Raw genomic sequence first — 25,107 nt, 5'->3', positions numbered from 1 at the left:
AAGCCGCCCCTCAACCCCTTGCACGAGGCTGTCACCATGTTCTCGGGAATCATCGCCGCTCTTGGCCAGATCACCTGCATCACCGCCCGCGACGACGGCGCGGGCACCGTCCGCCTGACCATCGACGCCGGCAGACTCGCACTCGACGACGTCAACCTGGGCGATTCGATCGCCTGCAACGGCGTCTGCCTGACCGTCGTTGATCGGCGCGACAACAGTTTCTGCGTTGATGTCTCGCCCGAATCGCTGGCCTGCACCGTGGGTCTGGCGACGCCCGGACCGGTCAACCTCGAGAAGGCGCTGCGTCTGGCCGATCGCCTCGGCGGCCACCTCGTCTCCGGACACGTCGACGGTGTCGGCGAGGTACTGCGTTTCGATCCGGTCGGCGACAATCGTCTGCTCGAAATCCGCGCGCCGGCAGCGCTCGCCAGGTATATCGCGCGCAAGGGCTCGATCACCGTCGATGGCGTCAGCCTGACCACCAACTCGGTCGACGGCGCCGCCTTCAGCATCAACCTGATTCCCCATACGCTCGACGCGACGACACTCGGACGGCTGCAACCGGGCAGCCGCGTCAACCTGGAGATCGACCTGATTGCCCGCTACGTCGAGCGCATGCTCGGCGCGCCGAGCGGCGAGCCCGTCGGCAGCACGGCCGCAAGCAGCTAAGCGCCGCGGCCCGCCAACCAGGGTAACAGGGCGGCCGCGGCTTCCTCGGCGCCAGACGGCCGGGGCACCGGCCGAGCCGGCTGCCGCCACAGGGCCTCCAGCGCGGCGTGCAGGCACCCGTCGAGCAGGTCGGCCTCGCTGACCTCCCGACATCGCGCATGGCCATTCAGCCAGTCGAGCAGCGCATCCTGTTCCGGCCAGTCGGACCGCCGCAGATAAAGAACCGGCGTGCCATTACAGGCGGCCTCGGCGAAGGTGCCGTAGCCGGGCTTGGTGATCACCGCGTCAACTGAAGCCAGCAGATCGGTAAAGGGCCGACCAAGCCCTTCGAAGCTGACGACCGACGGGTGCTCGAGCTGCCAGTCCTGCGGGATCAGCCAGCGCACGCCGGCAAGGGGTGGCCAGTCGGCAATCGGCAGCGCCTTGCTGACGCCACCGAATGCGATCAGAACCAGTCGCTCGCCGGTGGCACAGCCCACTTGCCGACGCAAGGCCTCACGACAATCGTTGCCGAGTGCAGCCACCGGGGCGATGCTGCGCAATCGTCGCAGCTCAGGCATCCCCATGCCGGGTGTCAGGCGCAGGAAGCTTTCGACGCTGTGGTAGGCGGCCAGCATCTGCCCGTGAATCTCGGCCGCCCAGCTCTCGCCGGCAAAGAAATGGGCGAACAGATCGGCCCAGTTGAGCGAGCACATCGCCACCGACGGGATGCCCACCAGTGCGGCAGCCGCCAGCGGCAGATAGGCGACATCGCTGAACACCAGATCGGGCCGCAGGCCGGCGATCACACGCGCGTCGCGCTCGACCTGGGCCGGCCAGTCGGCGTGCTGCCGGCGATAGGCCAGCGCCGTCGCCGGCAGGTCGAGGCTGACGGCATCATGCATGACATAGCCGAAATCGCTGCTGCCGATCAGGTGCGTGAAGGCTGCCGCGATGCGCGTCTGCAGCTTGGCGGTCGGCAGCCCGCTGCGGATCGTCAGACGCAGTGCCGGCAGGCGTTCGGTCAAAGCGTTGAGGACTGGCGCCACCTGCGCGAGATGGCCGAAACCATGCGCCGAGATATCAACGAAAAGGTGCGGGCGGCTCATCCTGGCGCGGCCGGATCAGAGGAAGCGTGCCAGCATGGCCCCCGGCAACCCGGCCGGCAGCGGAATCCATACCCGATGGCCGTTGCCGGGAGCGACACGAATGTCGGCCCCGAGCAGACTCTGTATCCGCTCGACGGACAATTCGCGGTTACCCGTGGGATGAATGATCTCCAGCCGATCGCCGACCGAAAAACGGTTCTTGACGTCGATCAGAGCGAGCAGGCGCTCGGCATCCCAGTCGAGCACATCGCCGACGTAGAGGCTGCGCCCCGATTGCGAATGGCCGCGCAGGTAGTTCTGCCTTTCGTGCTCGTGGTGCCGCTGGTAGAAGCCGTCGGTGTAGCCGCGATTGGCCAGGCCTTCGAGTTCGCCAAGCAGACTGGGATCGAAGGGACGCCCGGCGGCCGCGTCATCGATGGCCCGCCGATAGACCTGAACCGTGCGCGCCACGTAGTAGGGCGACTTGGTACGCCCCTCGATCTTCAGTGAATCGACGCCGATCTCGGTCAGGCGCCGGACATGTTCAACGGCGCGCAGATCCTTCGAGTTCATGATGTAGGTGCCGTGTTCATCCTCATCGATGGGCATCAATTCGCCCGGGCGTTCCTTTTCCTCGAGTAACCAAGTACCGTCGGCGGCGCCCGCTGCCGGCGATCGGCAAGCGCCCACGTCACCCGTCGCGTCCGCCACGCCGGCCGTCAGCTTGTAGTCCCAGCGACACGAGTTGGTGCAGGTGCCCTGGTTCGGATCGCGGTGGTTGAAGTAGCCGGAGAGCAGGCAGCGCCCCGAGTAAGCGATGCACAGCGCGCCGTGCACGAAGACCTCGAGTTCGATGTCCGGGCACTCCTGGCGGATTTCGGCGACCTCGTCGAGCGACAGTTCGCGCGACAGGATGATCCGCCGAATGCCCAGCTTGCGCCAGAAACGCACGCCCGCGAAGTTGACGGTGTTGGCCTGGACGGAAAGGTGGACGGGCAGTTCCGGCCACGTCTCGCGAACCAGGTCGATCAGCCCGGGGTCGGCCATGATCAACGCGTCCGGGGCGAGCGCCACCACCGGCGCCATGTCGTCCAGATAGCTGCGAACCTTGCTGTTGTGGGGCAGGACGTTGCTGACCACGTAGAGCTTCCTGCCGGCGCCGTGCGCCTCGTTGATGGCGCTGGCCAGCGCCTGCAGGTTGCCGAAGTCGTTGTTGCGTACGCGCAGGCTGTAACGCGGCTGCCCGGCATAGACCGCGTCGGCACCGAAGGCGAGGGCCGTTCGCAACATGGCCAGCGAACCGGCGGGCGCCAGCAACTCGGGAGGGACCAGCGCGACGGTTTGAGGCATCCGGGGAAAGCGCCTGACAGGGTAGAATGTGGCAACCCTGGATTTTAACCCCATTTCCAACCCCATTCCCAACCCCATTCTCCAGATCGCCCCACCATGTCCGAAGAGATCCTGATCAACTTTACGCCGCAGGAAACGCGCGTCGCCGTCACGCACCAGGGCGTCGTGCAGGAACTGCATATCGAACGCAGCGCCAGTCGAGGCTTCGTCGGCAATGTCTACGTCGGGCGCATCGTCCGCATCCTGCCGGGAATGCAGTCGGCCTTCATCGACATCGGCCTCGACCGTACCGCCTTCCTGCACGTGGCGGACATCCGTGAACCACGCTCGAACGACGAACCCCTGCGGCCGATCGAGCGCCTGCTTTTCGAGGGACAGAGCATTCTCGTGCAGGTGATCAAGGATCCCATGGGCAGCAAGGGCGCGCGGCTGTCAACCCAGGTGTCGATCGCCGGGCGCATGCTCGTCTACCTGCCGCAGGACAATCACATCGGCATCTCGCAGCGCATCGAGCGGGAATCCGAGCGCGAGGCGCTGCGCGAAAAGCTGCACCGCCTGGTACCCAGCGACGAAAAAGGCGGCTTCATCGTGCGCACGATGGCAGAGAATGCGACAGAAGCCGAACTGGCCAAGGACATCGAGTTCCTGCGCAAGATCTGGCGCGATATCCAGGCGCAGTCGACGACTGCCGCACCGCCCTCCCTGCTCTATCAGGAGCTCTCTCTGGCGCAGCGCGTGCTGCGCGACTTCGTCAACCCGGAGACCGCCCGCATCGTCATCGACTCGCGCGAGAACTTCCAGAAGCTGACGGCCTTTGCCGGCGAGTACACGCCGACGGTGGCGCCTCTGCTCGAACACTACATCGGCGAACGGCCTCTCTTCGACCTGCACGGCGTCGAGGACGAGATCCAGAAAGCCCTCGCCCGGCGTGTCGACCTCAAGTCCGGCGGCTACCTGATCATCGATCAGACCGAGGCAATGACGACGATCGACGTCAATACCGGCGGCTTTGTCGGCGTCCGCAACTTCGACGACACGATCTTCAAGACCAACCTCGAGGCCGCACAGACGATCGCCCGCCAGCTGCGCCTGCGCAACCTCGGCGGCATCATCATCATCGACTTCATCGACATGGAGAACGAGGAGCACCGGATGGCAGTGCTCAGCGAGTTCAACAAGGCGCTGGCACGCGACCATACGCGCCTGACCGTCAATGGTTTCACGGCCCTCGGTCTGGTCGAGATGACGCGCAAACGGACGCGCGAATCGCTGGCGCACGTCCTCTGCGAGGAATGCCCGACCTGCGGTGGCCGCGGCGAGGTGCGCACGGCACGCACCGTGTGCTACGAGATCCTGCGCGAGTTGCTGCGCGAAGCACGCCAGTTCGATGCCCGTGAGTATCGCGTGCTCGGCAGCCAGGCAGTCATCGACCGCTTCCTCGACGAGGAATCGCAGGGCCTGGCGATGCTCTCCGACTTCATCGGCAAGCCGATCTCCCTGCAGGCCGAACCGAGCTACTCGCAGGAGCAATACGACATCGTGCTGATGTGAGTTGCCTGTGGCTGCCGCTGGAATCCCCGTCGGCGCCCCTTGCCCGCGGCATGCGCCGCGCGCCGGCGGTCTCGATCAAACGAAGGCCCGGACTCCAGCTTGACCCGAAACGACCGGGAGCCCTATAATCGGCGCCCCAGGGGTGATGTAGCTCAGTTGGTTAGAGCGATGGATTCATAACCCATAGGTCGGTGGTTCAATTCCACCCATCACCACCAAGGAAACAAGTACTTAGCCTCGGTCAAAAGCCGGGGCTTTTTTGCGGGGTTACGCCGGGGTTACATTTGCCGTAGCCAAGTCGGTTGCTTGGCACTCCTCGCCGCCATCGCATCACAGAAAAACCCGGCGCGCGGCCGGGTCTGGGTTGGCCTCAATCGAGCGGCCTTCGATCTGGCGGAAGAATCCCGACCTCCTGCAGCTTGTGCAACATGCTTTCGTGCTGGATTCCGAAGCAGTTCTCCGTGTCGGCAGCGAGGTAAGCCCCAGCAGCAGCGCGCTTGACGACGCGCGGCGAGGCGTTGCCGCCCTCCGCCCCTCGTTTGACGCTGACGAGGATCTCATTCAACCAACCGAAGCTCTCTACGGCGGCCTTGGCGGATGCAAGAACGTCTTCGGGGTGTTCACCGAAAGCTTCCTTGATGGATGCTCACAAGCGTCTCGTGGCTGCTTCTCAAGATGAGATGGGACCGAAGCATGTATCCGTGACATCTGCTTCTCCCTCTGCTGCTCCTCCCTCTTCACCCACGCCGACGGCGACACCATCACCGTCCTCGACGCCAACCGCGAACAGCACAATATTGGCGTCTCTGGCATCGACGCCCCGGAGAAGGCTCAACCCTGCGGCCAGCGCTCGAATAAGAACCTGTCGCGGGCTGGTGTCAACAACGACGTGTAATGGGCGTGATATGCGCCCAGGTGCTCGCGGTCGTTCTTGTTGTACCAAGATTTCATAGCGCCCCTCTCACGCTTTGCCCCTGGTTCAGAATGCCGCGCCAGCCGGGCAAGGTTTCCCGGTTTTCTCTCTCGGGGATCAGCCGTCAGATAGGCGCGGCAAGACTCTGGTTCTCTCAATTGCCTTCGGGCAGAAAATCATCCGCCATCGTTTGCTCTATCGAGTATGGCGATTGCTTAGGGAACGTCGTTTCGTCCATACCTGTTTCGTTCGCCGCCAGCAGCCGCGCCTTGCGATAGGCTTTCTCTAACGCTTGCGGAACTTCCGGCGTCAGGCCCGGCTCGTCGTTGAGCAGATCGGAAATATCCATGCGCTGCACGCGGATGGTCAGCGACCATGCCGCGCCGCGCCTCGCTGGTTGAAATTGCCACTTCAGCAGATGCATCAGCAAAACCGTCAACCTGTTCGTCAGTTCGCGCCGTTCGCTTGCCCCCATTGCTTCTAGCTCCTCAATCAAGTGCGCCGCGTCAAGGTCATCAAAGCGTCCCTCACGCAGCATGTCGGCTTGCTGGCGTGCCCAGGTGTAGTAGTCCGACTGGTATAGCGTCGTTTCCATCGTTCGTTCCTTATGTCAGGTCATCATGCGGCCCGGTTGCCCTGCTGCGTCTTCATCGGTTCGAGCAGGAGTTTAGGGGCAACGTCCGCGCCGTTGGCCCATGCCACCGTGCGCATTACCGGATGCTGGCTTGCCGTAGCGAACAGCGCCGGGGCTCGCAGCGGCTCGAATACTTCGCCATCAAGCTCGTTGGCCAGGCTCTCCTCTCCCGCCGTGCCGTTGTTGAAGCGCAGGAACAGGCGATAGCCCGACAGCGAGGTTACTTCCGTGGCGTGCAGGATCATGCCGCCACCGCGAAGCGCCGCACGTCGATTTCCACGCCGGCCAGCGCCGCCTGTTCGGCCTGCTGCAACAAGGAAGCGGTCACGGCCTCGTCATGGAAGGCTTCGCCGCAGTTCTCGCACACCTGCGCCGGCACTTCCCGGAAAACAATCGTCATGCCGCCGCGTTCGAGTGGAACAGTCACCGCGCCGGATCGGGTTTCGCCGTTTCGGCAGATAAGGCATTTCATGGGCTTTTCCTTGTTGCACCGGCCCGCCTCAACAGTGGCACCACTGCCAGCTTCTGTTTCATGCCGCCAGCTTCCATCATCGCCGCGGTTGCCGTGTTGACGGATGCCCGCACCGGGTCAAGGTCAGGCCGGGCATAGATCGCCATCGCCTGTTGGCTCTTGTGGTTCAGGCTGTTGCCGATTATGGCGAGAGATGCGCCGGTCTTGGCTTGCCAGCTTCCCAGGGTGCGCCGCAGATCGTGCAAGGTTACACCGTCCGGGTCGTTTCGGCCGTAGGGGATACCCGCCCGCGCCATGATGCGAATAACCGCCTTCTTCGGTTCCTCGATATGCCCGCTTGCGCCGGTGCCAGGGAAGACGAACACAGCGCCAAGCTTGGCAGCTTCTTTTCGTGCCTGCAAGATGGTCACGGCTTCAGGCGATAGGGTCACGTTCTGCGGGGTGCCATTCTTGGGGTCGGGAATCCGCCAGACGGAATCAGCCAGGTTGATTTCTGCCCAGCGCATCGCCAGCAGGTTTGACCGTCGTGCGCCGGTCAGCAGCGCCAAGGGGATGTAATCCCGTAGCGTTTCGTTCGGCTCTTCCGCCACCGATTGAAAGAAACGGGGCAATTCATCGGCCTGTAGAAAGCGGTCGCGCTTCACCTTGGCACGTGTTCTGATTCCCGTTACCGGGTTCGTCGTTGCATGGCCCCATTCGATCGCGCGGCCATAGATGGTCGAAACCAGCGCCCGCACGTTTTTGATTGTTGCACCGCCTTTCCCCGGGTCTATGTCGTTTCGTGTGGAATGGGCAGTGGCGTTGCGGGTTTGAGGGGGTGGTGATGTCAAGGGCGGACGCAGTCCGGGCGCAGCCGAACCCTTGATATCACCACCCCCTCGCTTACGCTTCCTCCAGGCCGAGGGAGGCAGTCTGCCGCCCTCGGCATGGAGGACAATAGCGGCCTTTCCTCTCGCGACCGGTTCCTCATGATTGAAACGCTGTTCACCCAGGCTCTGGGCCTTGTTGCTCCTTGGCAAGTAGAGCAAGTCACCTTTCAGCCAGAGGCCGGACGAATCGACTTCCAGGTACGATTTGGCGCCACCATTCATGCCTGTCCGGCCTGTGGTGCGAGCGCGCAGCCGCTGCACGACCGCTTGGCGCGCTCGTGGCGCCATCTGGATTTCTTCCAGTACGAAGCCCACCTGCATACCGAGGTGCCGCGAGTGGCCTGTGCCGGTTGCGGCAAGGTGACGCAAATTCCCGTGCCCTGGGCGCGCGAAGGGAGTCACTTCACGCTGCTGTTTGAGGCCTTGACGCTGATGCTGGCGCCGACCATGTCGGTGCTGGCGGCCGGCCGACTGCTGCGCGTGGGCAGCCGCAGACTGTGGCGCGTGATCGACCATCATGTCGGCCAAGCACGCGCCCAGCAAAGTCATGCCGGGGTTCTCGCGATCGGCGTCGATGAGACCGCTAGTCGGCGCGGCCAGACGTACATCGCTGTTTTTTATGATCTCGACGCACAACGTCTGCTGTTTGCCACGCCGGGTCGGGACAAGGCCACCCTGGGTAAGTTCGCCAGCGACCTTATCGAACATGGTGGCCAACCGACCGCGATCACCCATGTCAGCACGGACATGAGCGCTTCCTTCCAAACGGGCGCCGCCGAGCACTTCCCTCTGGCCGAGGTCTGTTTCGACCGCTTTCACGTGGTCGCCCTCAGCAGCACGGCCCTGGACGAGGTGCGACGTGCCGAGGTCAAAAGCGAACCCGAACTCAAGGGCACTCGCTGGAGCCTGCACAAGAAACCGGCTGACTGGACCGTCAAGCAAACCCAGACCATGCACTGGCTGCAGCGCACCAACCTCAAGACCGCACGGGCCTGGCGGATCAAGCAGGCGTTGCGCGCGATCGACATCGCCGCCAAGACACCTGACCAAGCCAGGCCCTTGCTCAAGCGTTGGCTCAGTTGGGCCAGTCGTTGCCAACTGGAACCCTTCAAGCGCCTCGCCAGAACCATCACCAAGCACCTTCCTGGCGTACTCAACGGCTTCCAGGTCGGTAAACACAACGGCCGTGTCGAAGCGATGAATCGAGCCCTTCAGGAGGCACGCGCTCGCGCCCGCGGCTATCGCCGCGTCGAAAACTTCATCGCCATGGCTTACCTCATCGCCGGGAAACTCACCCATTTGCCCGCCCCTCCCTTCGCCTGCTTCTTGCGCGTTCCACAGGAAACGGACTAAACCCTGAAATTTTCAGCCCGTACGACAGCAATGCAGCGATAGCTGTCATTTCCATCGGAAAACAACGGACATCTCTTCCCCTCTTGGAGTAAAGGTTCATCTTTACGTGTTACACTTAAAGTGGGGCCGTTGGGCAGAGTTTTTGCCGTTGATTCGCGGCATGTGACAACAAAGTCAGGGGCTTTGCCGCCTGATATCCGTTAGATGGCCCGCTGATGTGGTCCATAGTAGTGCTTAAGAGTGCCTAACGCGCCCCATCCTCCAGACCGATGTTTTTCTTAACAAATCTTAAGAGCGCAAAGTCGCTCCATGACGTTGCATGCCTTCTTGGGTATAAGCCCAAGTCCCTCTCGTACGTCATTTATAAGATGCCACTCAACTACACGACATTCACCGTGCCAAAGAAGTCCGGCGGAGTCCGTAGTATTTCCGCGCCGCGTCCCGAACTCAAACTGCTTCAACGCCGATTGTCGGACGGTCTTCAAAGCTGTTGGGACGAGATCAATGATCAAAAGAAGATTACAAAGCCAATATCTCACGGCTTTCGTAGAGACGCATCGATTGTTACGAACGCCTCGGTTCACCGTGGAAGGCGCTTTGTTTTCAACGTCGACATAAAGGACTTCTTCGACTCCATAAACTTCGGGCGCGTGTATGGGTTTTTTGTAAAGAACAAAGATTTTGCCCTGACGGAAAGTGCTGCAAAAGTCCTTGCAGCAATTGCCTGCCATGATGGGAAGCTGCCTCAGGGGAGTCCATGCTCGCCGGTAATCTCGAACTTGATAGGCCAGATACTCGACGTTCGTCTAGCTCAGCTCGCGCATAGACATGGGTGCAGCTACTCGCGCTATGCAGATGATTTGACCTTCTCGACCAACGAACGCATCTTCCCATCCATGATAGCGTTGTCGAATGCTGATCATTCCTGGGTGGCGGGTGCGGTACTCTCCAAAATAATTGAGAAGAGTGGCTTTCAGCTCAATCCTAAGAAAACCCGAATGCAGTACCGCAACTCACGCCAAGAAGTGACGGGACTTGTTGTCAATCGCCGCATAAATACACGTCCGGAATACCGGCGGTTGACTCGGGCAATGACTCACCAATTGGTAACAACGGGAAAATTCCAGCTTACCAAGACGAAGGCTGATGTATTGGGGAAGCTTGTGCCCACGAAAATAGATGGCAGCATCACCCACCTTCAAGGCATGTTCGGCTTTATTGACTGGATCGATTTATGCCACAGAAAAAACCAGGAAGTACCCAATGTACAGCAGTCTGCGATAGGTAAGGTGTACAAGCGATTTCTTATGCACAGAGACTTCTGGGCGAATTCGCTACCTATTATTCTTTGCGAGGGAAAGACCGATAGCGTGTACCTTCGCGGTGCGATTCGACGCCTTGCCACAGCGCATCCAAACTTGGTTTCTACAAACGCTGCGGGCAAATCCGAATTCAAAGTTCGATTCTTCAATTATTCGTACACTTCGCAACGAATCTTGGATTTGTCTGGTGGAGCGCCAGTGGTTAGGCGCTTCATCACTGAGTACATCAAGTCAGTCAAGAAGACTCAAGCGCCTGTGAATCCGAAGCCGCTAATCTTGTTGCTCGATAATGACTCAGGTGGTCAGGTCTTTTATAGTCTGATAAAGCAGTACAACGGAAAAAAAACGACGGTTAACGGGATGGACGATTTTTATCACCTTGCCGAAAATGTCTACGTCGTTTTTACACCAATTGATAAGCCCGGTGACAATAGCTCGATCGAGGATTTTTTCGAGCCGAGCCTGCTCGCAAAGAAGATTGACGGAAAGACGTTCAATGCGGACGATACAACGTTTGATAAAAACAAAGAGTACGGTAAGGCGGACTTCGCAGCAAAGATAGTGCGGCCAAATATCGCTAAAATCAATTTCGAGAAATTCGATCCGATACTGGCTCGTATAGAGGGGGTCATCGAAGCCCACTCAAAGAAGCACTTTCCATAAGCGTCGCGGCGAACCCACATCTCTCGTTGGCACAAAAATTCGCATGGACCCTAATGGACGGGATCGTCATGGAGTCAAAGATGGTTATGTGCGTAGCTTTCTCGGCCAGCTGCGGAATGCGACTGTGGGTGTCGGCAACGAGTTCCGACGGTCAGTCGTGAAAACCGAACGTCAGCAACCAGTCTGAACCGGCCCGATAGGTTTTGCTGTCGAATGGCTCTTGATGGCCGGCTGCCGCCACTCACCATCCACCCCCATCCGACCGACTCCTGCGTCTCGACTAGCGCAATGAGCATTGGCGCTACCGGGTTCGCACTTGCCGTCTAGACCCACCAGCACGCAAGCAAACGCCTGAAAAAGGTACTTCTCGAACCCACTGGACGCCTGGCCAACCTTGTTCGGCTGCCCCAGGTCCGCCACGGCATCCGCACTTGCGTTCCGCAGATGGCCGAGCGAAGCCATGAGCGCCGCTGGCGCGATGAAGACTCGTGAGTCGGCCGAGCCGAACTCGATGATCGGGATCCGGACGGCGGCTGCTCAGCAAGGGCTGATTTCGGGCGCGGAGCGATGCCTCTGGATGGACGCGGGGCAATTTGTCTCCGGGACCGCATCCGTGTTCAGCTCATCCCTCCTGTTCCGGCTGCTCGGCGGGAATGAACGGAATCAGACCTTTCTCGAAGGCCATCCGCTGCAACCCCAACGGCGCACGACGAATGTCCACCAGGAGACCATTGACCTTCAGCATCCACATCAGGGGATTCTTGGTGAGGCGACTCGGCAGCGTCCAATCTGGCGAGAAGGAGCCCATCCCGAGAGCTTCCCGGATTTCCCTGGATTTGCTCTGTCCGGTGCTCTCGGCAATCCCGAAGAAGTCGTAGATCACACGCGGTTTGCAGTGCGGTGTCTGGGATGTCAGCAACGGAAGTAAATTGATACAGCGCAACGATTGAAAGTTGATACACCGAACTGAGAAGATCGGCGATTTTTTTGGGCGCCGATGATTACGAAGGAGGTGTATGTGGAAATTGAAGTATTGAGGAAGCATGGATTCAGTCTGCGCAAGATTGCAGCCGAAGTGGGCTGCGCGGTGAATACGGTTCGCAGCCACTTGGCGCAGGGCAAACAGCCCCGCTACCAGCGTCAGAAGAAGCGGGCCACCAAACTCTCGACCCATGAAACGTACCTGTGCGAGCGACAGGCTGCAGCGCAGCCGCAGTGGATCCCGGCCACGGTTCTGTTCAGGGAGATTAGGGCCCTGGGCTACGCCGGCGGCGTCAGCCAATTGCGCGCCTTCATGCGTACGATCCGGCCGCAGGGGGCTGCTGATCCGGTGGTGCGTTTCGAAACGGCACCGGGCGAACAGTTGCAAATCGACTGGGTCGAGTTTCGTAAAGGTGCTGATCCGCTGTACGCCTTCTGCGCGACCCTTGGGTACAGCCGGGCGAGTTACGTCGAATTCGTCACCGACATGAAAGTCAGTACGCTGATCGACTGCCACCAGCATGCCTTTGAGGCGCTCGGTGGCGTGGCCCGGCGCCTGCTCTACGACAACATGAAGACCGTTGTTCTCGAACGCGACGTCGACGGCCCAGGCGAACACCGCTATCACGCGGGCTTTCTCGACTACGCCAAGCACTGTGGCTTCGTCATCAACCTGTGCCGTCCCTATCGCGCCCGGACCAAAGGCAAGGTCGAGCGCTTCAACGGCTACCTTCGCCGCTCCTTCTACGTTCCCCTGATCAGTCGGCTCAAGCAGGCCGGCCTGCCACTGGACGCCGTGACCGCCAATGCCGAGGTCAGGCGCTGGCTCAAGGAAGTGGCCAACGTGCGTATCCACGCCAGCACGCAAGTACAGCCCGCACAACGCCTGCAGGAAGAGCAGGCGCATCTGCAAGGCATTCCCCCGCCATGGCGCGGCGATATCGCCGCCGCTCGTCCCCTGGACGCCCCGCCGCCGGTCGAGGGGGCCACTGTCCGCCCGACGGTTGCCGAGAGAATCGCCTTGCCCACGCCGGAGCAGCATCCGCTCGCCGTCTACGCGCAACTGCTGACCCAACTGCAGGCCGCTGCAGAGATGCAGCCATGAACCTCCAGTACGAACGAATGCTCGCCTTGTGCGACAGTCTGAACCTGCCGTTCGTGGCGCAGAACTACGTCGGCGCCGCCCAGGAAGCCGCTGCGCAGGAAAGCGCCTACAGCGACTTTCTGGAAGCACTGCTGAAAGCGGAAGTCGCGGGACGCCAGGTGCGCAAGCAAAGCATGTTGACGCGTCTGGCGGGATTCCCGGCGATCAAGACGCTGGAGGAATTCGATTACGCCTTCGCCGCCGGCGTCAAAAGGAGCCAGATCGACGAACTGGCCGGTCTGGCCTTTGTCGAGCGCAACGAAAACGTCGTCCTGGTCGGCCCCTCCGGGGTGGGCAAGACCCATCTCGCGATCGCCCTGGGCTATCGCGCCGCGCAAGCCGGCATCAAGACCCGTTTCACGACCGCCGCCGATCTCTTGCTGACCCTCTCGGCCGCGCACGCACAGAACCAGTTGAAAGCGGTCATGCACCGGGCGATCGCCGCTTACCGTCTGCTGATCATCGACGAAATCGGCTATCTGCCGATGAGCCGCGAGCAGGCCAACCTCTTTTTCCAGGTGATTGCCGCGCGCTACGAGAAGGGCAGCCTGATCGTCACCAGCAACCTGTCGTTTGGCCAATGGGATGCCACCTTTGCGCAGGATGCCACGCTGACGGCGGCATTGCTGGATCGTTTGCTGCACCACGCACAGATCGTACCGATCGCCGGGGAAAGCTACCGGCTCAAACGTCAGCGGCAGACGGGAATGGTTCAGGCCAGGAAGGCGATCGCCGGAGGGTAGGCGCCGCCGCGGTGGTGGGGCCTCCTTCCGGTTGGGCCTACGGCCCGCCCTCCAGGAGGCCCCACCACCGCCATCAAGCAGCATTGGGGGTGTATCAGTTTTCAATCGGTGACAAAGGAAAAACTGTGTCAGTTTTCAATCGGTGTTGACATGGGAAGGGTCATCCAGAAAGTTGATCCGGCCAACCGCGTGCACAGCACCCGCGGCCCAGACCTTCTCCGTACCCCGCAACAGCGGTGATGGTCGCTTCCTGGCAAGAGCGCCGACCACCTGGTGGATCATTTCACGGTATTCGTCGTTGAGCTTTTCGTCGCAGAAGGCATCGGTCAGGGTCGTGATGGCAGCGAATTTCTCTGCCATGGCCTTGGGGATTCGCTGGGGCATGGACGTGACACCGGTGGAAATGTGGGATCAGCATTCTTGCAGATTGTCCCGCCGAAAACCAGGCGGCTGGAATGCCTTTCCTGCCCGTGATTGTCGCTCGGAACCGGGGTGCTACCTGCCTCTTGACGCTACACGGACAGGCATCCGCTCTCCCGGAGCCAGTGCCGCGACCATCTTATCCAGGATGGTCTTGGTCGACAGTTCAGCATTCTTCGTGATCAGTTGGTCGCGGCGTCCGGTGAGTAAAGCTTCCACGACGTCCGGCGTCACCCGATCCGCTGTCCGCCACCCTTGCCGACGATGCTCGCGGCAGCAAGGAAGGCGCCGTCCACAGCTTCCAGCTCGGCAAGCAGCCGCGCGATGGCGGCGGTCCCGTGCAGCGCCCGCAAGGGCGCGGCGACCTGCGGCAGGAATTCCGCCAGCAGCCGCTCGCGCTCGGTGCCCCACTCCTCGACGACCAGTGCCTCGACGAGATAGCCGAGAATGTTGGCGCTGTCGTTCTCCACCTTGACCGAGTGCAGCACCGCGTGCGCCAGTTGCCCGTTGCCGATAGCGACGAAAGCACGCTCGAAATCCGACAACTCGCCGAGGGTCAAGCGTTCGCGCTCCCGCTCGATATCGCTCAGCAGCCGATCCCGCAGATCCGGGTCGCTCGCCTGACGTGCCAGGCGCTCGGCAGCATCCACATCGTCACAGGCGCACATCGCGGCGACGGCAGCCGCGCAAACGTCGACAAACCGTTCGCCGTCGGCGATCTGCGTTCTGGCCAGGACGGAGGCCACCGGTCCCTCGATACGTCGCGACCAGCCGGCTGGCCCGGCCGGCAGTTTGCCGAAGATGTCGATCAGCGCCTGGGCTCGATCGTCTTCCGTGTGGATCGTCAGCGCCTGCTCGAGGCAGTCCGCGATAACGCGGCTTGCTTCGGCCGGGCAAGGGTGAGCGCAGCGGACGACCGCCTCGGCGAGCGCCGCCACCGCCCTGGCCTGCGCTTCGTGGCGGCCGGAACGGCGCCCGACGAGATCGGCGAACATTCGCGTCAGATAGAGCGCGCGCGGCCCGGCCGCGGCGAGGGTGGCGACCGCCGGCAGCAGCGCCTGCAATCCGTCGCGCACGGCGGCGCAGCCCTGGCGCACGTCGAACAGACAGAGAGCACCGCGCACGCTGATGGCGTCGGCGTCGTCGGTGAAGTCGGCGGCGACAGCCCGGACCCTGTCCACCAGCGGGGCGAGGCGGTCGCCGAGTGGCTCGGCGACCGAAGCGAGCTGGACGATGAAGCGGGCGATGGCGGCAGCAGCCATCGCGTAGCCTTGAGCACGCAGCGAGTCGATCCAGTCGAGCAGCCGGCCATACTGCGATGCCCCGCGATCGGCATCCACCAGGCACAGGCCGGCAGCGAGAGTCGCCACGACCTCGATCTGGTCGTCGAGCCGGAGCGCCCCGAGTCCTTGGCTGATCGCCTCCGCGAGAACGCCGGCCAGCGGCGCCTGCTGGCGCGCCAGGCCGACCACCAGCGGCGCCGCCGCGCGCAAGGCGTCGCCGTAGAGCGCCGCTCCGGCGCGTTCCGCCAACTGTTCGATCAATACCTCGACGTAGGCATCACGCCGACCCGGATCGGCCGCCATCGCTTGCGCCAGGAACGTTAGCGTCGCGGCAACGCCGTCCACCCAGGTCATCCCGCTCACCACGCGCAAGGCTTCCGCGCTGGCCCCGTCGGCGTGCAAGGCCACGGCCAGCAAGCGGCGCAGTTCGTCGAGGTCGCCTTCCGGCAAGCGCGCCAGACACAGTGCGGTCGCCTGCGCCAGCAGCGCCTCACCCCGGCTGCCCGCCGCACCGCCCAGCACCTGCGCGGCAACGGCAACCACCCGGGCCATTCCGTCGTTTCTCGCCGCCTCGTCGGCATCCCCGGCGAGAGCGAGGATTTCATCCACCAATGACTCGCGCTGCGTGGCCTCGACCTGACTCGCCGCGCCCAGCCGCCGCAGCAAGCCCACCAGGGCATCCGCTCGCTCACTGCCGCGCAGCGTCGCCGCCAGCTCGAGCGCCCCGTGCCAGTCACCGGTGGCCGCGCGCGCGTTCGCCACCGCGGCGGTGAATAGCTCACGGTTGATCGGCATGTCGTGGTGGGCGGGGTCGGTCAGCGGCGCGGCCGCGACCAGCCACGCGGAGACCTTTTCCGGCAGCAGCTCCTCCAGCGTATCGATTGCATAGGCGACGATACGCGCCCCCTCGACGGCATCGGCAGCCCAGCAGCGTTCGACGAGGTCGCTAGCAAGGTCGACTCGGCCCAGCCAGCAGAGATCGGGAACGATGACCGAGAGGGCGACGCCGGCGTAGTCCGCCACCGTCGTATCGAGATAGAGCGCGGCAAGGCGGCAGAGCAGCGCTATCGTCTCCTGGCGCTGCTCGCCGTCACCGGGACGCCAGCGTTCGAGGAGTCTGATCAAGGGACTCTTCGCCAGGGACCCGTGTTGCAGCAGAGCCTTCCCCTGGTTGACGAGTGCCGTCAGCTCGGGGAGGACGGTCGCCGGCGCCAGGATCTGCAGCGCCGGCAACTGGCTGGCGAAGACGAAGGCGCGATCGGCCGGAAAATCGATACCGGCAAGCGCCGTGCGTGCGCGATCGAGCAGTGGGCGCGCCTGCTCGCGATCGGTGGAGGATGCCGCCAGGGCCGAGGCCAGGCTGCCCAGAGCGGCCGCCCGGAGCACCAGGTCATCGGCCCGCTCGGCGAACTCGACCGCCTGACGCAGCAACTGCAACCGCCGAAGCTCGGGCAGACCGCGTTCGCGCGGCAGCAGCGCCGCCAGCGCCGAGACGATCTGGTGCTGCTCGTTGGTCCGGCGGACGAGCGGCAACTGGTCGATCACCTGCTGGAGAAGTTCGGCCGCCTGCTCGGCATGGTCGTCCGCGCCTTCACGGTGCACTTCGAGGAGCTTGCCGGCAACCGCCAGCAACGGGTTGATCGCGCGCGCGCCTGTCTTGCCGAGGGCGCCGAGACAGGCGAGCGCGCGTTCGCTCTCGCCCTGCGCCGTCCACGCCACGTAGACCTCGTCGGGAAAGCCCAGCATCAACTCGCGAGCGGTCTGGCGCGCGACGACCAAGCCCAGGATGCGCGGGTAATCGGGCGCCGGCAGCGCCAGCAGCGCCTTGGCGACACGCTCGATATCGGCGATCAGCGCGGCCCAGGTGTGGAGGATCGACCATTGCGCCGCCAGCCACTCGCTCGAAAAGAGCCGTGCCAGCTCGTCGAGGTGGCCGGCTTCGGCGAGGTGCGTGCCGAGACAGGTCAGCGCATAGGGGCTGCGGTGCTCCGGCCAGCGCCGGCAGTATTCGAGCACGCGGCCGCGGTAGTCGTTGATCTTGCCGATTCGCCGCGGATCGGCGACGTACTGCCGCAGGCGCGGATGCGCGAGGCCGTAGCGGCCGGCGCCGTCCCGTCGCACCAGGCGACGTACGCGGCTCAGTACCTGCTCGAAGAAATCGCCGGCCCAGTCGTCGCGCAGGCTGGCGTTGATCGCTTCGAGATCGCCGCGCGCGATCGGCCCAAGCGCCGCCGCAAGCGTGCCGAACAGATCGCGCAGCGGGGCGTCGCCGGCGAGTTGGACGATCTGTTTCCACCAGCGATCCAGGTAGGCATCCAGCCCCCTGGGCTGGTCGGCGATCTGCTCCGGCGTGACTTCGGCGGCGGCAACGTCTTCGGCCAGGAAGCGGACGTAGAACGGGTCGGCGCCCAAGCCGGGAGCGTCCGCATAGGCTGCCCGGTCAACGATCTGTTCGAGCAGCACCGGATTGCCGGCGATGCGTGCGCCGGCCGCCCCCAGTCCGGCGAACAACTGCCGGATGTCATCGCGATCGAGGCCGCCGAGCGCCAGCGGCGTGACCTGATCGGCGGGAAATGCGTAGTCGCGGAGCCAGTCCTGGCCGACATCGCGCAGCGTCACGACTAGGTGCAGATGCGCCGGCAGGCGCCGGCCCAGGTAGGGTGCAAGCTGCCAGTGTGCGACTTCGTCGAGACCGTCGAGGACCAGCACCTGATCGTGCTCCAGCGGTGTGTCGACGAAGGTCTGGTAGAGCGCCCGCAGTTCGTTGATCGCCTCGGGCAGTTCGGCGTTGTGTCCGTGCCAGGCGGCCATCTGTTGCAGGACGTTCTGCAGGAAGAACTTCTCGTCGAGAGTCTCCTCACCATAGACCGGGGCGAAGAAATGGTACGCGAAGGCCTCGGGAGTGGCGGCGACGAGGTTGGCCATCAGTGCCGTCTTGCCGAAACCGGGTGGAGCGGTGATGACCAGGTAACCGCCCTCGTCGCGCGAGGTGAATTGCATGATGCGCTCGACTACCTGCCGTCGCCCGGCGAAGAAGCGGGTGCGATCGTCGATCAGCGGTTGAAAGGCGGCACGCAATGGCGCCCGCAAGCGGATTAGCACGTAGGGGGTGCGGCGATAGACATCGAAATCGAGCCCGGCGCCGATCACCACCCCGGCCCCCGCCGGCAGCGGCACCGGCATCCCGGGGACGGCGGCGAGCAGCCGGATCAGTTCCTCCAGTTGCACGTCGTATTCGAAATTCTTGCCGCGCAGCAACAGCGCATCGCAGGCGGCGAGCGGCCACAGAACCTCCGGCAACTGCCCGGCGTCGGGCATCGGCGTATCGTCGAAGAGGACCGGGATCACGTGGCGACCAAGACGCAGCGCGCCAGCGATTTCCTGGCGCACGAAATCGTCTTCGCTGTCGAGGCGGCGTTGACCGGCGGCGTTCTTCGCGTCCAGCCACCCCGGCGCGATCAGGGCAAGCAGGACACGGCAGGCATCGATACCCTCGCGCAAGCGGTCGGGAAAGACCGACCCGGCTTCGATCGATTCGCGGTCGAAGAAAATGCGCTGCTTGTCGAAACGGCGACAGAGATCGCGATACAGCGCCCGCGCGTGTCCGGCCGAGTCGCTGCGGCGGTAGCTGATGAACAGGTCAAATTCGGCGTTTGGCAAGGCGAGTCCTCCTGTGCAATCGTTCTACGGGTTTCACCCGATCAACGTGGCTGGCGATACTTCCCCCAGGCGCTCCAACTGAAGACCAGCAGACCGAGCCAGATCAGCCCGAAACTGAGCAGGCGCGCACTCTGCATCGGCTCGCCGAAAAGCCAGACTGCCGTGACGAACTGGAGCGTCGGATTGATATACATCAGCATGCCGACGCTCGCCAGATCCAGCCGCTGCGTGGCTGCGGCGAAGGCCATCAAGGGCAGCGCGGTGAGCGCGCCGGCGCTGATCAACAAGCCCGTGGTCCGGAGGTCGTGCCCGGTGAACACTGGATGCCCGGCCTGCGCCTGCCAGAACGCGTACAGCCCGCACACCGGCAGCATCGCCAGCGTCTCCAGCCACAGGCCGGAGACGGCATCGACGGGCAGTTGCTTGCGGACCAGACCATAGGTCCCGAAGGTGACGGCGAGGACCAGCGACACCCAGGGCAGGCTCCCAAGGCTGACGATTTCGTTGGTCATCGCCGCCAGTGCCAGAGCAACCGAGACCCACTCCAGGCGATTCAGGCGCTCCTTCAGCACCACGAGCCCGAGCAGGACGTTTACCAGCGGCGTCAGGAAATAGCCCAGGCTCGAAGCAACGACCTGCTGGTTGGCGACGGCCCACAGGAAGACCAGCCAGTTGCTGCCGATCAGGAAGGCGGCGATGGTCAGCATCAGCAACTGGCGCGATTGTCCGAAGACCGCCGCGACCTTGCCCCATTGCCGCCGCAGCGTGAGCAGCAGGCCGACGAGGAGGCAGGCCCAGACGGCGCGGTTGCTCAACACGTCCATCGGCGAAACGTGCGCAAGCTGGCGAAAGAAGAGCGGGAAGAAACCCCACATGGCGTAGGCGGTGAGGCCGAAGCCGATGCCGGCCAGTTGGCGGGTAGCGTTCATCGGTCGTGCCTCAGGGACGGAGGAGCATGCGCATCAGGCCATCTTGCCACAGAAGCTGCTGCCTTCGGCATCGCCAGCAGCCCTTGACCTGACACGCATTCGCTGCCGCTCAGCGCCTTGCGACGCCGATGACCGGGTCGCCAGCGGCGGGATACGCGGATGCGTGCACAGCAGCGGCAACCCGCACGGCTGCAATCGTTGTTAAACTAGCTCCCCGTAGCGTCCCCTCCTGTCTCGACTCGCCGGTGCACCGCCAATGCTGTTTCCTCGCCTTCCCCCCCCCCTCTGCCTGGCCTGCGTCCTTGTCCTGAGCGCTTGCGCTACGACCGACAAAGCACCGCCCGGGGATTCCGGACAGGCCGCAGCGGCCCGGGAGCAGCCGTCGCGAGTTCCGGCGACACCGGTCCGTGTGGGGTCGGCCAAGGCACCGACCCCATTTGCCGATGACGAGACCAGGCGAGTGGTCTACTTCGCCTTCGGCGAGACGATGATCGACAGCGAGAGCGCCGATATCCTGCGTCAGAACGCACAGAAACTGAAGGAAGATCCGCAACTGGTGGTGACCCTGGTCGGCCACACCGACAATCTTGGCAGCGCCGCCTACAACCTGGCCGTCGCCGACAAGCGTATCGAGGCAGTAAGCGACCGCCTGCGCTCGCTTGGCGTGCCGCGCAGCCAGATTCGGCGGCTGCCGGTCGGCAGCGAGCAAAGCAGCAAGCAGGCGTGTGACAGCGAGGCCTGTCGGCGAACGATGCGTCGAGTCGAACTCGTCTATGAGCGGCGCTGACGGCCCCCACTTCGCCCGCGTCCAGACGGCGAAGGGGTAAGCTTCAATCAGCCCACCGGCCGCCAGATGTTCCGGCAACCGGTCTCCCGGATGCGCCACGAGGCCAGTGCGCCGAGACCCGCCATGGCGGCGAGCAGAAGCAGGCCGGCATGGAAATCTGCCGGCGTGTAGAGGCGTGCCCCGCCGGCCGTCACACCACCCTGCCAGGTCTGATCCATGACCCAACCGACCAATGGCTGCAGGATGGCGGCAGCCAGGAAGCCCCCCATATTGGTTACGCTGGTCGACATTCCGGAGAGCAGTGGCGGATTGAGTTCCTTGGCACAGGCCCAGGTTAGGGTGAAGCTGGCTGTCACGACGCCCATCAGCGCAAACAGCAGGTAGCTCGCTGCCAGGGGCAGCGCCGCTCCCGACAACCAGACCAGCCAGATCAGCGCGTACAGATGAGTGCTCGCCACGAGCACCGGCTTGCGCCGGCCGAGCCGATCGGAGAGCGTCCCGACAAAAACACAGCCAAGGGCAAAACCGGCGAAGTAGAGACTCACGTGGTTGGCGGCGACGGCTCGGGTCATGCCGTGCGCGGTGGTCAGGAAAGGCGTGGCCCACAAGCCGGCAAAGGCAAAAAAACTGCCACAGATGCCGAAGTTGACGCAGACGACCGGCCAGGTGTCACGGTTTCTCAATACCGTCAGCAGTCCGGAGATCACCACCGTGCGGTCGAAGCGCGGCTTGCCGTCGGTCACCGACAGGCTCTCGGCAGCGTCCGAATGCTCGCGCAGCAGCCACCAGCAGCCGATGCCCAGGAGCACGGAAAGCAGCGCCAGACCGACGAAAATGCCTCGCCAACCGGTGATCTGCGCCAGCCAGGAGAGCGGGGCACCGGCCAGCACCGAACCGAGATTGCCGATCAGCATGCTGACGCCGACCAGACTGGCAAAGCGCCGTTCGTCAAAGGAGACGGCGATGATCTTGAGCATGGCAATGAAAGTCACCGAAACGCCCAACCCGATCAGCGTACGCCCCAGTAGCGCCAGGTCGAGAGTGGGCGCCAGGCCGAACAGCAGACTGCCAGCGCCACCGATACCACCGCCAAGCAGGAGGATGAGGCGCGGCCCGAGGGTATCGACGAGAATACCGGTCGGCACCTGCATGAGCGTGTAGACATAGAAGTAGGTCGCTGCCAGTACACCCAGCGACGATGCCGTGGTATTGAACGCGGCAATCAGGTCCTGGGCGATGCCGGCCGGCGCGAAACGCTGAAAGAAGGACAGCACGTAGGCCGCGACGACGATCGCCAGACCCTGCGCACGCCGACGGCGCAACTGTCGGCCGGGATCAGTCATCGCCGCCAGCCGCCTGTGGGTGCCGGCGCCAGACTGACAGGCCATCGCCACGCCGGGAACCCCGCACCATCACGGCCGCTTTCAGGAAACGCCGCGGCTGGCCAGATCGCGCGCCAGCGCCCGGTCGACCTTGAGGAAGTGGTTCACCAGCCAGTCGCGGATGAAGCCCATCAGCTCGACCGAGATCGTGCCACCGCTCTCGTACTGGCGCTTGAACGTCTTGACGCGTTCGATGAGGTCGCGATGCTTGGCGAGATGCGCCTCGCGATCCGCGTAGTGGTGCTTCTCCATCAGTTTCTCTTCGAACGAGAAATGGTTGACCGTATAGTTCAGAAGTTCGTCAAGAATCGTGCCGCACGAGGTGCGGCCAGCTCCCGAGCCCATGGCGTTGTTGAGCCGGTTGGCGATTTCGATCAGCACCTGGTGCTGGCGGTCGATCTCCGCATGACCGACCGCCAGCGCCGTCGACCACTCGAGCAGCGGCTTGGCCGCCGCTCGGCCGTCGCCGGTCGGCGGCAATCCTCCGGCAGCGACCTCGCCGATGCGGAAGCGCTGCACCATCGAGAACATTTCGCTCGACGCCTGTTCGAGATCGGCCGCCGATTGCAGCGATTGCTTGATCACAGCCTCGGTCTGTCCAGACGCGTTCATCACCTCATCGACGTTGCTGACGATGTCCTCGATCCGTCGCGTCTGATCGCGCGTCGCCTGCGACAGCGCCTGCATCTTCTGCAAGGTGTCCTGCGCCTGCTCCTCGATGGCGTGCAGGGTGTCGGCGGCCGAGTTCGCCTGCGTGACACCGCTGGCGATCACCGGCGCCGCCGCTTTCATTCCCTCCACCGCGCTCTCGGTGTCGGTCCGGATGCCGTCGAGAATCGCGCCAATCTCGCTGGTCGCCTTGCTCGTTCGTTCGGCGAGCTTGCGCACCTCGTCGGCGACGACGGCAAAACCGCGTCCCTGCTCACCGGCGCGAGCGGCTTCGATGGCCGCGTTGAGCGCCAGCAGGTTGGTCTGGTCGGCGATCTCCTTGATCACCCTGGCCATCTGGCCGATCTCGCCGGTGCTGGCGACGAGCCGCGAGACCTGATCCGAGGAAACCGCCACGGTGTTGGCGATGGCCTGCATCTCGGCCGCCACCTTGGCCGCCACATCGGCGCCATCGTGGGCGCGCCGCGCCACTTCGTGCGCACCGTCTTCAGTCGCATGCACCAATCCGTTCACCACCTCGACGCTTGCCGAAACGTCACTGATCGCCGAGCGTGTGTGGTTGACTGCACCCGCCTGCACCTGGGTGGCGAGGTTGATCTGGTTCGACTCGGCGGAAAGCCGCTCGATGCTCGCCTGCAGCCTGCTGGCATTGCTGAAGATGGCCCGCAACATGTCCTTGAGGCTGTTCTGCATGTGCGCCAGCACGAACAGCACGCTGTCCTTGTCGCGCGACTGCAGCGGGATCGCATGCGTCAGGTCGCCATCGGCGATCCTGCTGGTCGCCGCGAGAGCGACGCGAGGCTCGCCGCCGAACTCGCTGACGATGCTCTTCCTGACCAGCCAGCCGGCGAGCAGCAGCACCAGGGTGGCCCCGATGGCGAACAGCACACTGTGTATCGCTTCTTCCCGGAAAATCCGATTAACGTCGTCAATGTAGATTCCGGACCCGACGACCCAGCCCCAGGGCTCGAACTTCCTGACATAGGAGAGCTTGGTGAACAACTCGCTGGTGACGCCGCCGCCGGCAACCGGCTTGGGCCACAGGTACTCGACATAGCCATCGCCGGCCTGTTCGACCACCTCGTTGAAACTGACGAACAGATTCTTCCCGTCGACGCTGACCTTGCTGCCATTCAGCCCGGCCTGCAACGAGATGGCCTTGTTGAAGCGAGCTTCGTCGAGCACCTTGCCATCGAGGGCCGGCACCGTCGCATGCATCACCATCCGCGGCACCGGCTTGCCGAGGTCCTGGATCCAGAAATACTCGGTCTTCTCGTAGCGCAGGCCCTTGACCACCGCAACGGCCCGCTGCTTCGCTTCGTCCTCGCTGAGGGTACCCGCCTTTTGCAGGCCGTGATAGTGATCGAGGACGCTGATCGCCGTCTCGACGAGATGCCGGGTCTTCACCTGCCGGTCGCTGTACAACAGGCCGTGCAAGGACCACAGGCTCTCCCAGACGATCAGCAACATGGCCAGCAAGGCGAGGACTGCCGTCAGGGAAAGGCGGTTCATCAAACTGAGCCGACGCAGCGCTGAAATCATTTCGAATCCTCCATCGTGTTCACAGCCAACGAATCATGCTGTACCAATCAGGCAAAAGATGCAACTCGGGAGGCACTTCGGGAGGCCTATCCAGCCCATTCCGCCCCCGATGCGTCGTCTCGATCAGACGCATGCCCACCGGGCAAGTGCCGGCAGCGCTCGTCAGTCGTCAACACCGGCGCTGTCGACGTCTCCAGGCATGCACCAGATAGATGCGCCAGGCGACCCGCGTCGCCAGGTAACCGACAAGGGAAAGAGCGCAGGCGAGCGTCACCAGGCCGACGCCCAACGGCATCGAGACGCCGAGCATCCAGATGCGCATCGCGTCGGTCCAGTTGCCGAAGCTGGTGGCGCCGAACTCGGGCGGAGCCACGAAACCCGTATTGTCGCCGATGAGCAGGCGACCAAGCTGGTAGGCCAGCAGGTACAGCGGCACGATGGTGAAAGGGTTGGTGTACAGCGTGACCAGCAGGCCGAGCGGCAGATTGACGCGGAAGACGAGCGCGCCGATCGCCGCCCCGATCATCTGCAGTGGTCCCGGAATCAGTCCGCAGAACAGGCCGACGGCAACCGCGCCGGCTGCCGAGTGGCGGTTGAGATGCCAGAGACGCGGGTGTAGCAACGAGGATTGAAACGGCCGCAACCAGGGGTTGGCGCGAATGGCTTCGTGGTCGGGCAGGAATTTCTTCAGGTAACGGCGCATG

The 25,107-nt window shown here is 63.4% G+C and carries 21 protein-coding genes and 1 tRNA gene; 8 read left to right on the top strand and 14 right to left on the bottom strand.

The window, feature by feature from the left end; all coding sequences use genetic code 11:
• The first annotated feature begins 36 nt into the window (after positions 1 to 36).
• Positions 37 to 669, top strand: a complete 633-nt coding sequence (locus CAP2UW1_RS02705) for a riboflavin synthase (protein ID WP_015765138.1) — start codon at positions 37 to 39, stop codon at positions 667 to 669.
• Here CAP2UW1_RS02705 and CAP2UW1_RS02700 read toward each other — a convergent pair.
• Both CAP2UW1_RS02700 and trhP read right to left on the bottom strand, forming a co-directional pair.
• Positions 666 to 1,757 carry a glycosyltransferase family protein gene (locus CAP2UW1_RS02700; RefSeq protein WP_015765137.1) on the bottom strand — a complete coding sequence of 364 codons (1,092 nt, stop codon included), beginning with the start codon at positions 1,755 to 1,757 and terminating at the stop codon, positions 666 to 668. The genes CAP2UW1_RS02705 and CAP2UW1_RS02700 overlap by 4 nt on opposite strands.
• Before the next feature lie 15 nt (positions 1,758 to 1,772).
• Positions 1,773 to 3,086, bottom strand: a complete 1,314-nt coding sequence (trhP, locus tag CAP2UW1_RS02695) for a prephenate-dependent tRNA uridine(34) hydroxylase TrhP (protein ID WP_015765136.1) — start codon at positions 3,084 to 3,086, stop codon at positions 1,773 to 1,775.
• 96 nt (positions 3,087 to 3,182) lie between these two features.
• Here trhP and rng point away from each other — a divergent pair, with 96 nt between their 5' ends.
• Both rng and CAP2UW1_RS02685 read left to right on the top strand, forming a co-directional pair.
• Positions 3,183 to 4,637: a ribonuclease G gene (rng, locus tag CAP2UW1_RS02690; RefSeq protein ID WP_015765135.1), complete on the top strand. Its 1,455-nt coding sequence runs from the start codon at positions 3,183 to 3,185 to the stop codon at positions 4,635 to 4,637.
• A gap of 141 nt (positions 4,638 to 4,778) precedes the next feature.
• Positions 4,779 to 4,855: transfer RNA gene (locus CAP2UW1_RS02685), tRNA-Met, on the top strand.
• A gap of 152 nt (positions 4,856 to 5,007) precedes the next feature.
• Here the strand turns inward: CAP2UW1_RS02685 and CAP2UW1_RS02680 are convergent.
• The 5 genes from CAP2UW1_RS02680 to CAP2UW1_RS02660 all read right to left on the bottom strand — a co-directional run bounded on the left by CAP2UW1_RS02680 (position 5,008) and on the right by CAP2UW1_RS02660 (position 7,486).
• Positions 5,008 to 5,202, bottom strand: coding sequence for a hypothetical protein (locus CAP2UW1_RS02680; RefSeq protein ID WP_041567668.1), 195 nt, complete (start codon positions 5,200 to 5,202; stop codon positions 5,008 to 5,010).
• A gap of 502 nt (positions 5,203 to 5,704) precedes the next feature.
• Positions 5,705 to 6,145, bottom strand: a complete 441-nt coding sequence (locus tag CAP2UW1_RS02675; protein WP_015765134.1) for a DUF29 domain-containing protein — start codon at positions 6,143 to 6,145, stop codon at positions 5,705 to 5,707.
• A 23-nt stretch (positions 6,146 to 6,168) separates the two neighbouring features.
• The gene (locus tag CAP2UW1_RS02670; protein ID WP_015765133.1) at positions 6,169 to 6,429 is read right to left on the bottom strand and encodes a DUF2442 domain-containing protein; all 261 of its coding nucleotides are present in this window, start codon (positions 6,427 to 6,429) and stop codon (positions 6,169 to 6,171) included.
• Complete coding sequence (locus CAP2UW1_RS02665; protein WP_015765132.1) at positions 6,426 to 6,656, bottom strand: type II toxin-antitoxin system MqsA family antitoxin; 231 nt, start codon at positions 6,654 to 6,656, stop codon at positions 6,426 to 6,428. Before CAP2UW1_RS02665 ends, CAP2UW1_RS02670 begins: the two co-directional genes overlap by 4 nt.
• Positions 6,653 to 7,486 carry a tyrosine-type recombinase/integrase gene (locus tag CAP2UW1_RS02660; protein ID WP_291913883.1) on the bottom strand — a complete coding sequence of 278 codons (834 nt, stop codon included), beginning with the start codon at positions 7,484 to 7,486 and terminating at the stop codon, positions 6,653 to 6,655. Before CAP2UW1_RS02660 ends, CAP2UW1_RS02665 begins: the two co-directional genes overlap by 4 nt.
• A 138-nt stretch (positions 7,487 to 7,624) precedes the next feature.
• On the opposite strand from CAP2UW1_RS02660, the gene CAP2UW1_RS02655 reads away from it, so the two are divergent.
• Both CAP2UW1_RS02655 and CAP2UW1_RS24305 read left to right on the top strand, forming a co-directional pair.
• A complete protein-coding gene (locus CAP2UW1_RS02655; RefSeq protein ID WP_041568072.1) occupies positions 7,625 to 8,878 on the top strand; it encodes an ISL3 family transposase in 1,254 nt (417 codons plus the stop codon).
• Between the two features lie 269 nt (positions 8,879 to 9,147).
• Complete coding sequence (locus tag CAP2UW1_RS24305) at positions 9,148 to 10,863, top strand: retron Ec67 family RNA-directed DNA polymerase/endonuclease (protein ID WP_015765129.1); 1,716 nt, start codon at positions 9,148 to 9,150, stop codon at positions 10,861 to 10,863.
• Positions 10,864 to 11,485: 622 nt separating this feature from the next.
• Here the strand turns inward: CAP2UW1_RS24305 and CAP2UW1_RS02645 are convergent.
• Positions 11,486 to 11,908: a DUF6398 domain-containing protein gene (locus CAP2UW1_RS02645; protein WP_412566851.1), complete on the bottom strand. Its 423-nt coding sequence runs from the start codon at positions 11,906 to 11,908 to the stop codon at positions 11,486 to 11,488.
• Here CAP2UW1_RS02645 and istA point away from each other — a divergent pair.
• Entirely contained in the window at positions 11,861 to 12,949 is a 1,089-nt protein-coding gene (istA, locus tag CAP2UW1_RS02640; protein ID WP_012806910.1) for an IS21 family transposase, read from the top strand. The two genes, CAP2UW1_RS02645 and istA, sit on opposite strands and share 48 nt — an antisense overlap.
• A complete protein-coding gene (istB, locus tag CAP2UW1_RS02635; protein ID WP_012806911.1) occupies positions 12,946 to 13,731 on the top strand; it encodes an IS21-like element helper ATPase IstB in 786 nt (261 codons plus the stop codon). Before istA ends, istB begins: the two co-directional genes overlap by 4 nt.
• A gap of 135 nt (positions 13,732 to 13,866) precedes the next feature.
• Here the strand turns inward: istB and CAP2UW1_RS02630 are convergent, their stop codons facing one another.
• From CAP2UW1_RS02630 to rarD, 3 genes are all read right to left on the bottom strand, one after another.
• A complete protein-coding gene (locus tag CAP2UW1_RS02630) occupies positions 13,867 to 14,115 on the bottom strand; it encodes a DUF6398 domain-containing protein (protein WP_015765128.1) in 249 nt (82 codons plus the stop codon).
• 266 nt (positions 14,116 to 14,381) lie between these two features.
• On the bottom strand, positions 14,382 to 19,094 hold the full coding sequence (locus CAP2UW1_RS23490) for a TIR domain-containing protein (RefSeq protein WP_015765127.1): 4,713 nt from the start codon (positions 19,092 to 19,094) through the stop codon (positions 14,382 to 14,384).
• Between the two features lie 41 nt (positions 19,095 to 19,135).
• Positions 19,136 to 20,023, bottom strand: a complete 888-nt coding sequence (rarD, locus tag CAP2UW1_RS02620) for an EamA family transporter RarD (RefSeq protein WP_015765126.1) — start codon at positions 20,021 to 20,023, stop codon at positions 19,136 to 19,138.
• Between the two features lie 460 nt (positions 20,024 to 20,483).
• Between rarD and CAP2UW1_RS25270 the strand changes: the two genes are divergently transcribed.
• Complete coding sequence (locus tag CAP2UW1_RS25270; RefSeq protein ID WP_049778505.1) at positions 20,484 to 20,810, top strand: OmpA family protein; 327 nt, start codon at positions 20,484 to 20,486, stop codon at positions 20,808 to 20,810.
• A gap of 47 nt (positions 20,811 to 20,857) precedes the next feature.
• Here CAP2UW1_RS25270 and CAP2UW1_RS02610 read toward each other — a convergent pair whose 3' ends face one another.
• The 3 genes from CAP2UW1_RS02610 to CAP2UW1_RS02600 all read right to left on the bottom strand — a co-directional run bounded on the left by CAP2UW1_RS02610 (position 20,858) and on the right by CAP2UW1_RS02600 (position 25,106).
• Positions 20,858 to 22,153 carry an MFS transporter gene (locus CAP2UW1_RS02610; protein ID WP_015765124.1) on the bottom strand — a complete coding sequence of 432 codons (1,296 nt, stop codon included), beginning with the start codon at positions 22,151 to 22,153 and terminating at the stop codon, positions 20,858 to 20,860.
• Between the two features lie 81 nt (positions 22,154 to 22,234).
• Positions 22,235 to 24,403: a bacteriohemerythrin gene (locus CAP2UW1_RS02605; RefSeq protein WP_015765123.1), complete on the bottom strand. Its 2,169-nt coding sequence runs from the start codon at positions 24,401 to 24,403 to the stop codon at positions 22,235 to 22,237.
• A 169-nt stretch (positions 24,404 to 24,572) separates the two neighbouring features.
• Complete coding sequence (locus CAP2UW1_RS02600; RefSeq protein WP_015765122.1) at positions 24,573 to 25,106, bottom strand: DUF2062 domain-containing protein; 534 nt, start codon at positions 25,104 to 25,106, stop codon at positions 24,573 to 24,575.
• Position 25,107: the final 1 nt, after the last annotated feature.

Source organism: Candidatus Accumulibacter phosphatis, from assembly GCF_000024165.1.
Classification (GTDB): domain Bacteria; phylum Pseudomonadota; class Gammaproteobacteria; order Burkholderiales; family Rhodocyclaceae; genus Accumulibacter; species Accumulibacter phosphatis.
This window is presented reverse-complemented; position numbering and strand designations above follow the sequence as displayed.

Excerpts from the sequence above, each read along its gene's own strand:
- CAP2UW1_RS02705 (WP_015765138.1), top strand. The coding sequence starts at position 37 with ATGTTCTCGGGAATCATCGCCGCTCTTGGCCAGATCACCTGCATCACC.
- CAP2UW1_RS02675 (WP_015765134.1), bottom strand. The coding sequence starts at position 6,145 with ATGGAAACGACGCTATACCAGTCGGACTACTACACCTGGGCACGCCAG.
- istA (WP_012806910.1), top strand. The coding sequence starts at position 11,861 with ATGATTACGAAGGAGGTGTATGTGGAAATTGAAGTATTGAGGAAGCAT.
- CAP2UW1_RS02665 (WP_015765132.1), bottom strand. The coding sequence starts at position 6,656 with ATGAAATGCCTTATCTGCCGAAACGGCGAAACCCGATCCGGCGCGGTG.
- CAP2UW1_RS24305 (WP_015765129.1), top strand. The coding sequence starts at position 9,148 with ATGTTTTTCTTAACAAATCTTAAGAGCGCAAAGTCGCTCCATGACGTT.
- CAP2UW1_RS02700 (WP_015765137.1), bottom strand. The coding sequence starts at position 1,757 with ATGAGCCGCCCGCACCTTTTCGTTGATATCTCGGCGCATGGTTTCGGC.
- CAP2UW1_RS02670 (WP_015765133.1), bottom strand. The coding sequence starts at position 6,429 with ATGATCCTGCACGCCACGGAAGTAACCTCGCTGTCGGGCTATCGCCTG.
- CAP2UW1_RS02605 (WP_015765123.1), bottom strand. The coding sequence starts at position 24,403 with ATGATTTCAGCGCTGCGTCGGCTCAGTTTGATGAACCGCCTTTCCCTG.
- rarD (WP_015765126.1), bottom strand. The coding sequence starts at position 20,023 with ATGAACGCTACCCGCCAACTGGCCGGCATCGGCTTCGGCCTCACCGCC.
- trhP (WP_015765136.1), bottom strand. The coding sequence starts at position 3,086 with ATGCCTCAAACCGTCGCGCTGGTCCCTCCCGAGTTGCTGGCGCCCGCC.
- istB (WP_012806911.1), top strand. The coding sequence starts at position 12,946 with ATGAACCTCCAGTACGAACGAATGCTCGCCTTGTGCGACAGTCTGAAC.
- CAP2UW1_RS02600 (WP_015765122.1), bottom strand. The coding sequence starts at position 25,106 with ATGCGCCGTTACCTGAAGAAATTCCTGCCCGACCACGAAGCCATTCGC.
- CAP2UW1_RS02630 (WP_015765128.1), bottom strand. The coding sequence starts at position 14,115 with ATGCCCCAGCGAATCCCCAAGGCCATGGCAGAGAAATTCGCTGCCATC.
- CAP2UW1_RS02610 (WP_015765124.1), bottom strand. The coding sequence starts at position 22,153 with ATGACTGATCCCGGCCGACAGTTGCGCCGTCGGCGTGCGCAGGGTCTG.
- rng (WP_015765135.1), top strand. The coding sequence starts at position 3,183 with ATGTCCGAAGAGATCCTGATCAACTTTACGCCGCAGGAAACGCGCGTC.
- CAP2UW1_RS02655 (WP_041568072.1), top strand. The coding sequence starts at position 7,625 with ATGATTGAAACGCTGTTCACCCAGGCTCTGGGCCTTGTTGCTCCTTGG.
- CAP2UW1_RS02645 (WP_412566851.1), bottom strand. The coding sequence starts at position 11,908 with ATGCTTCCTCAATACTTCAATTTCCACATACACCTCCTTCGTAATCAT.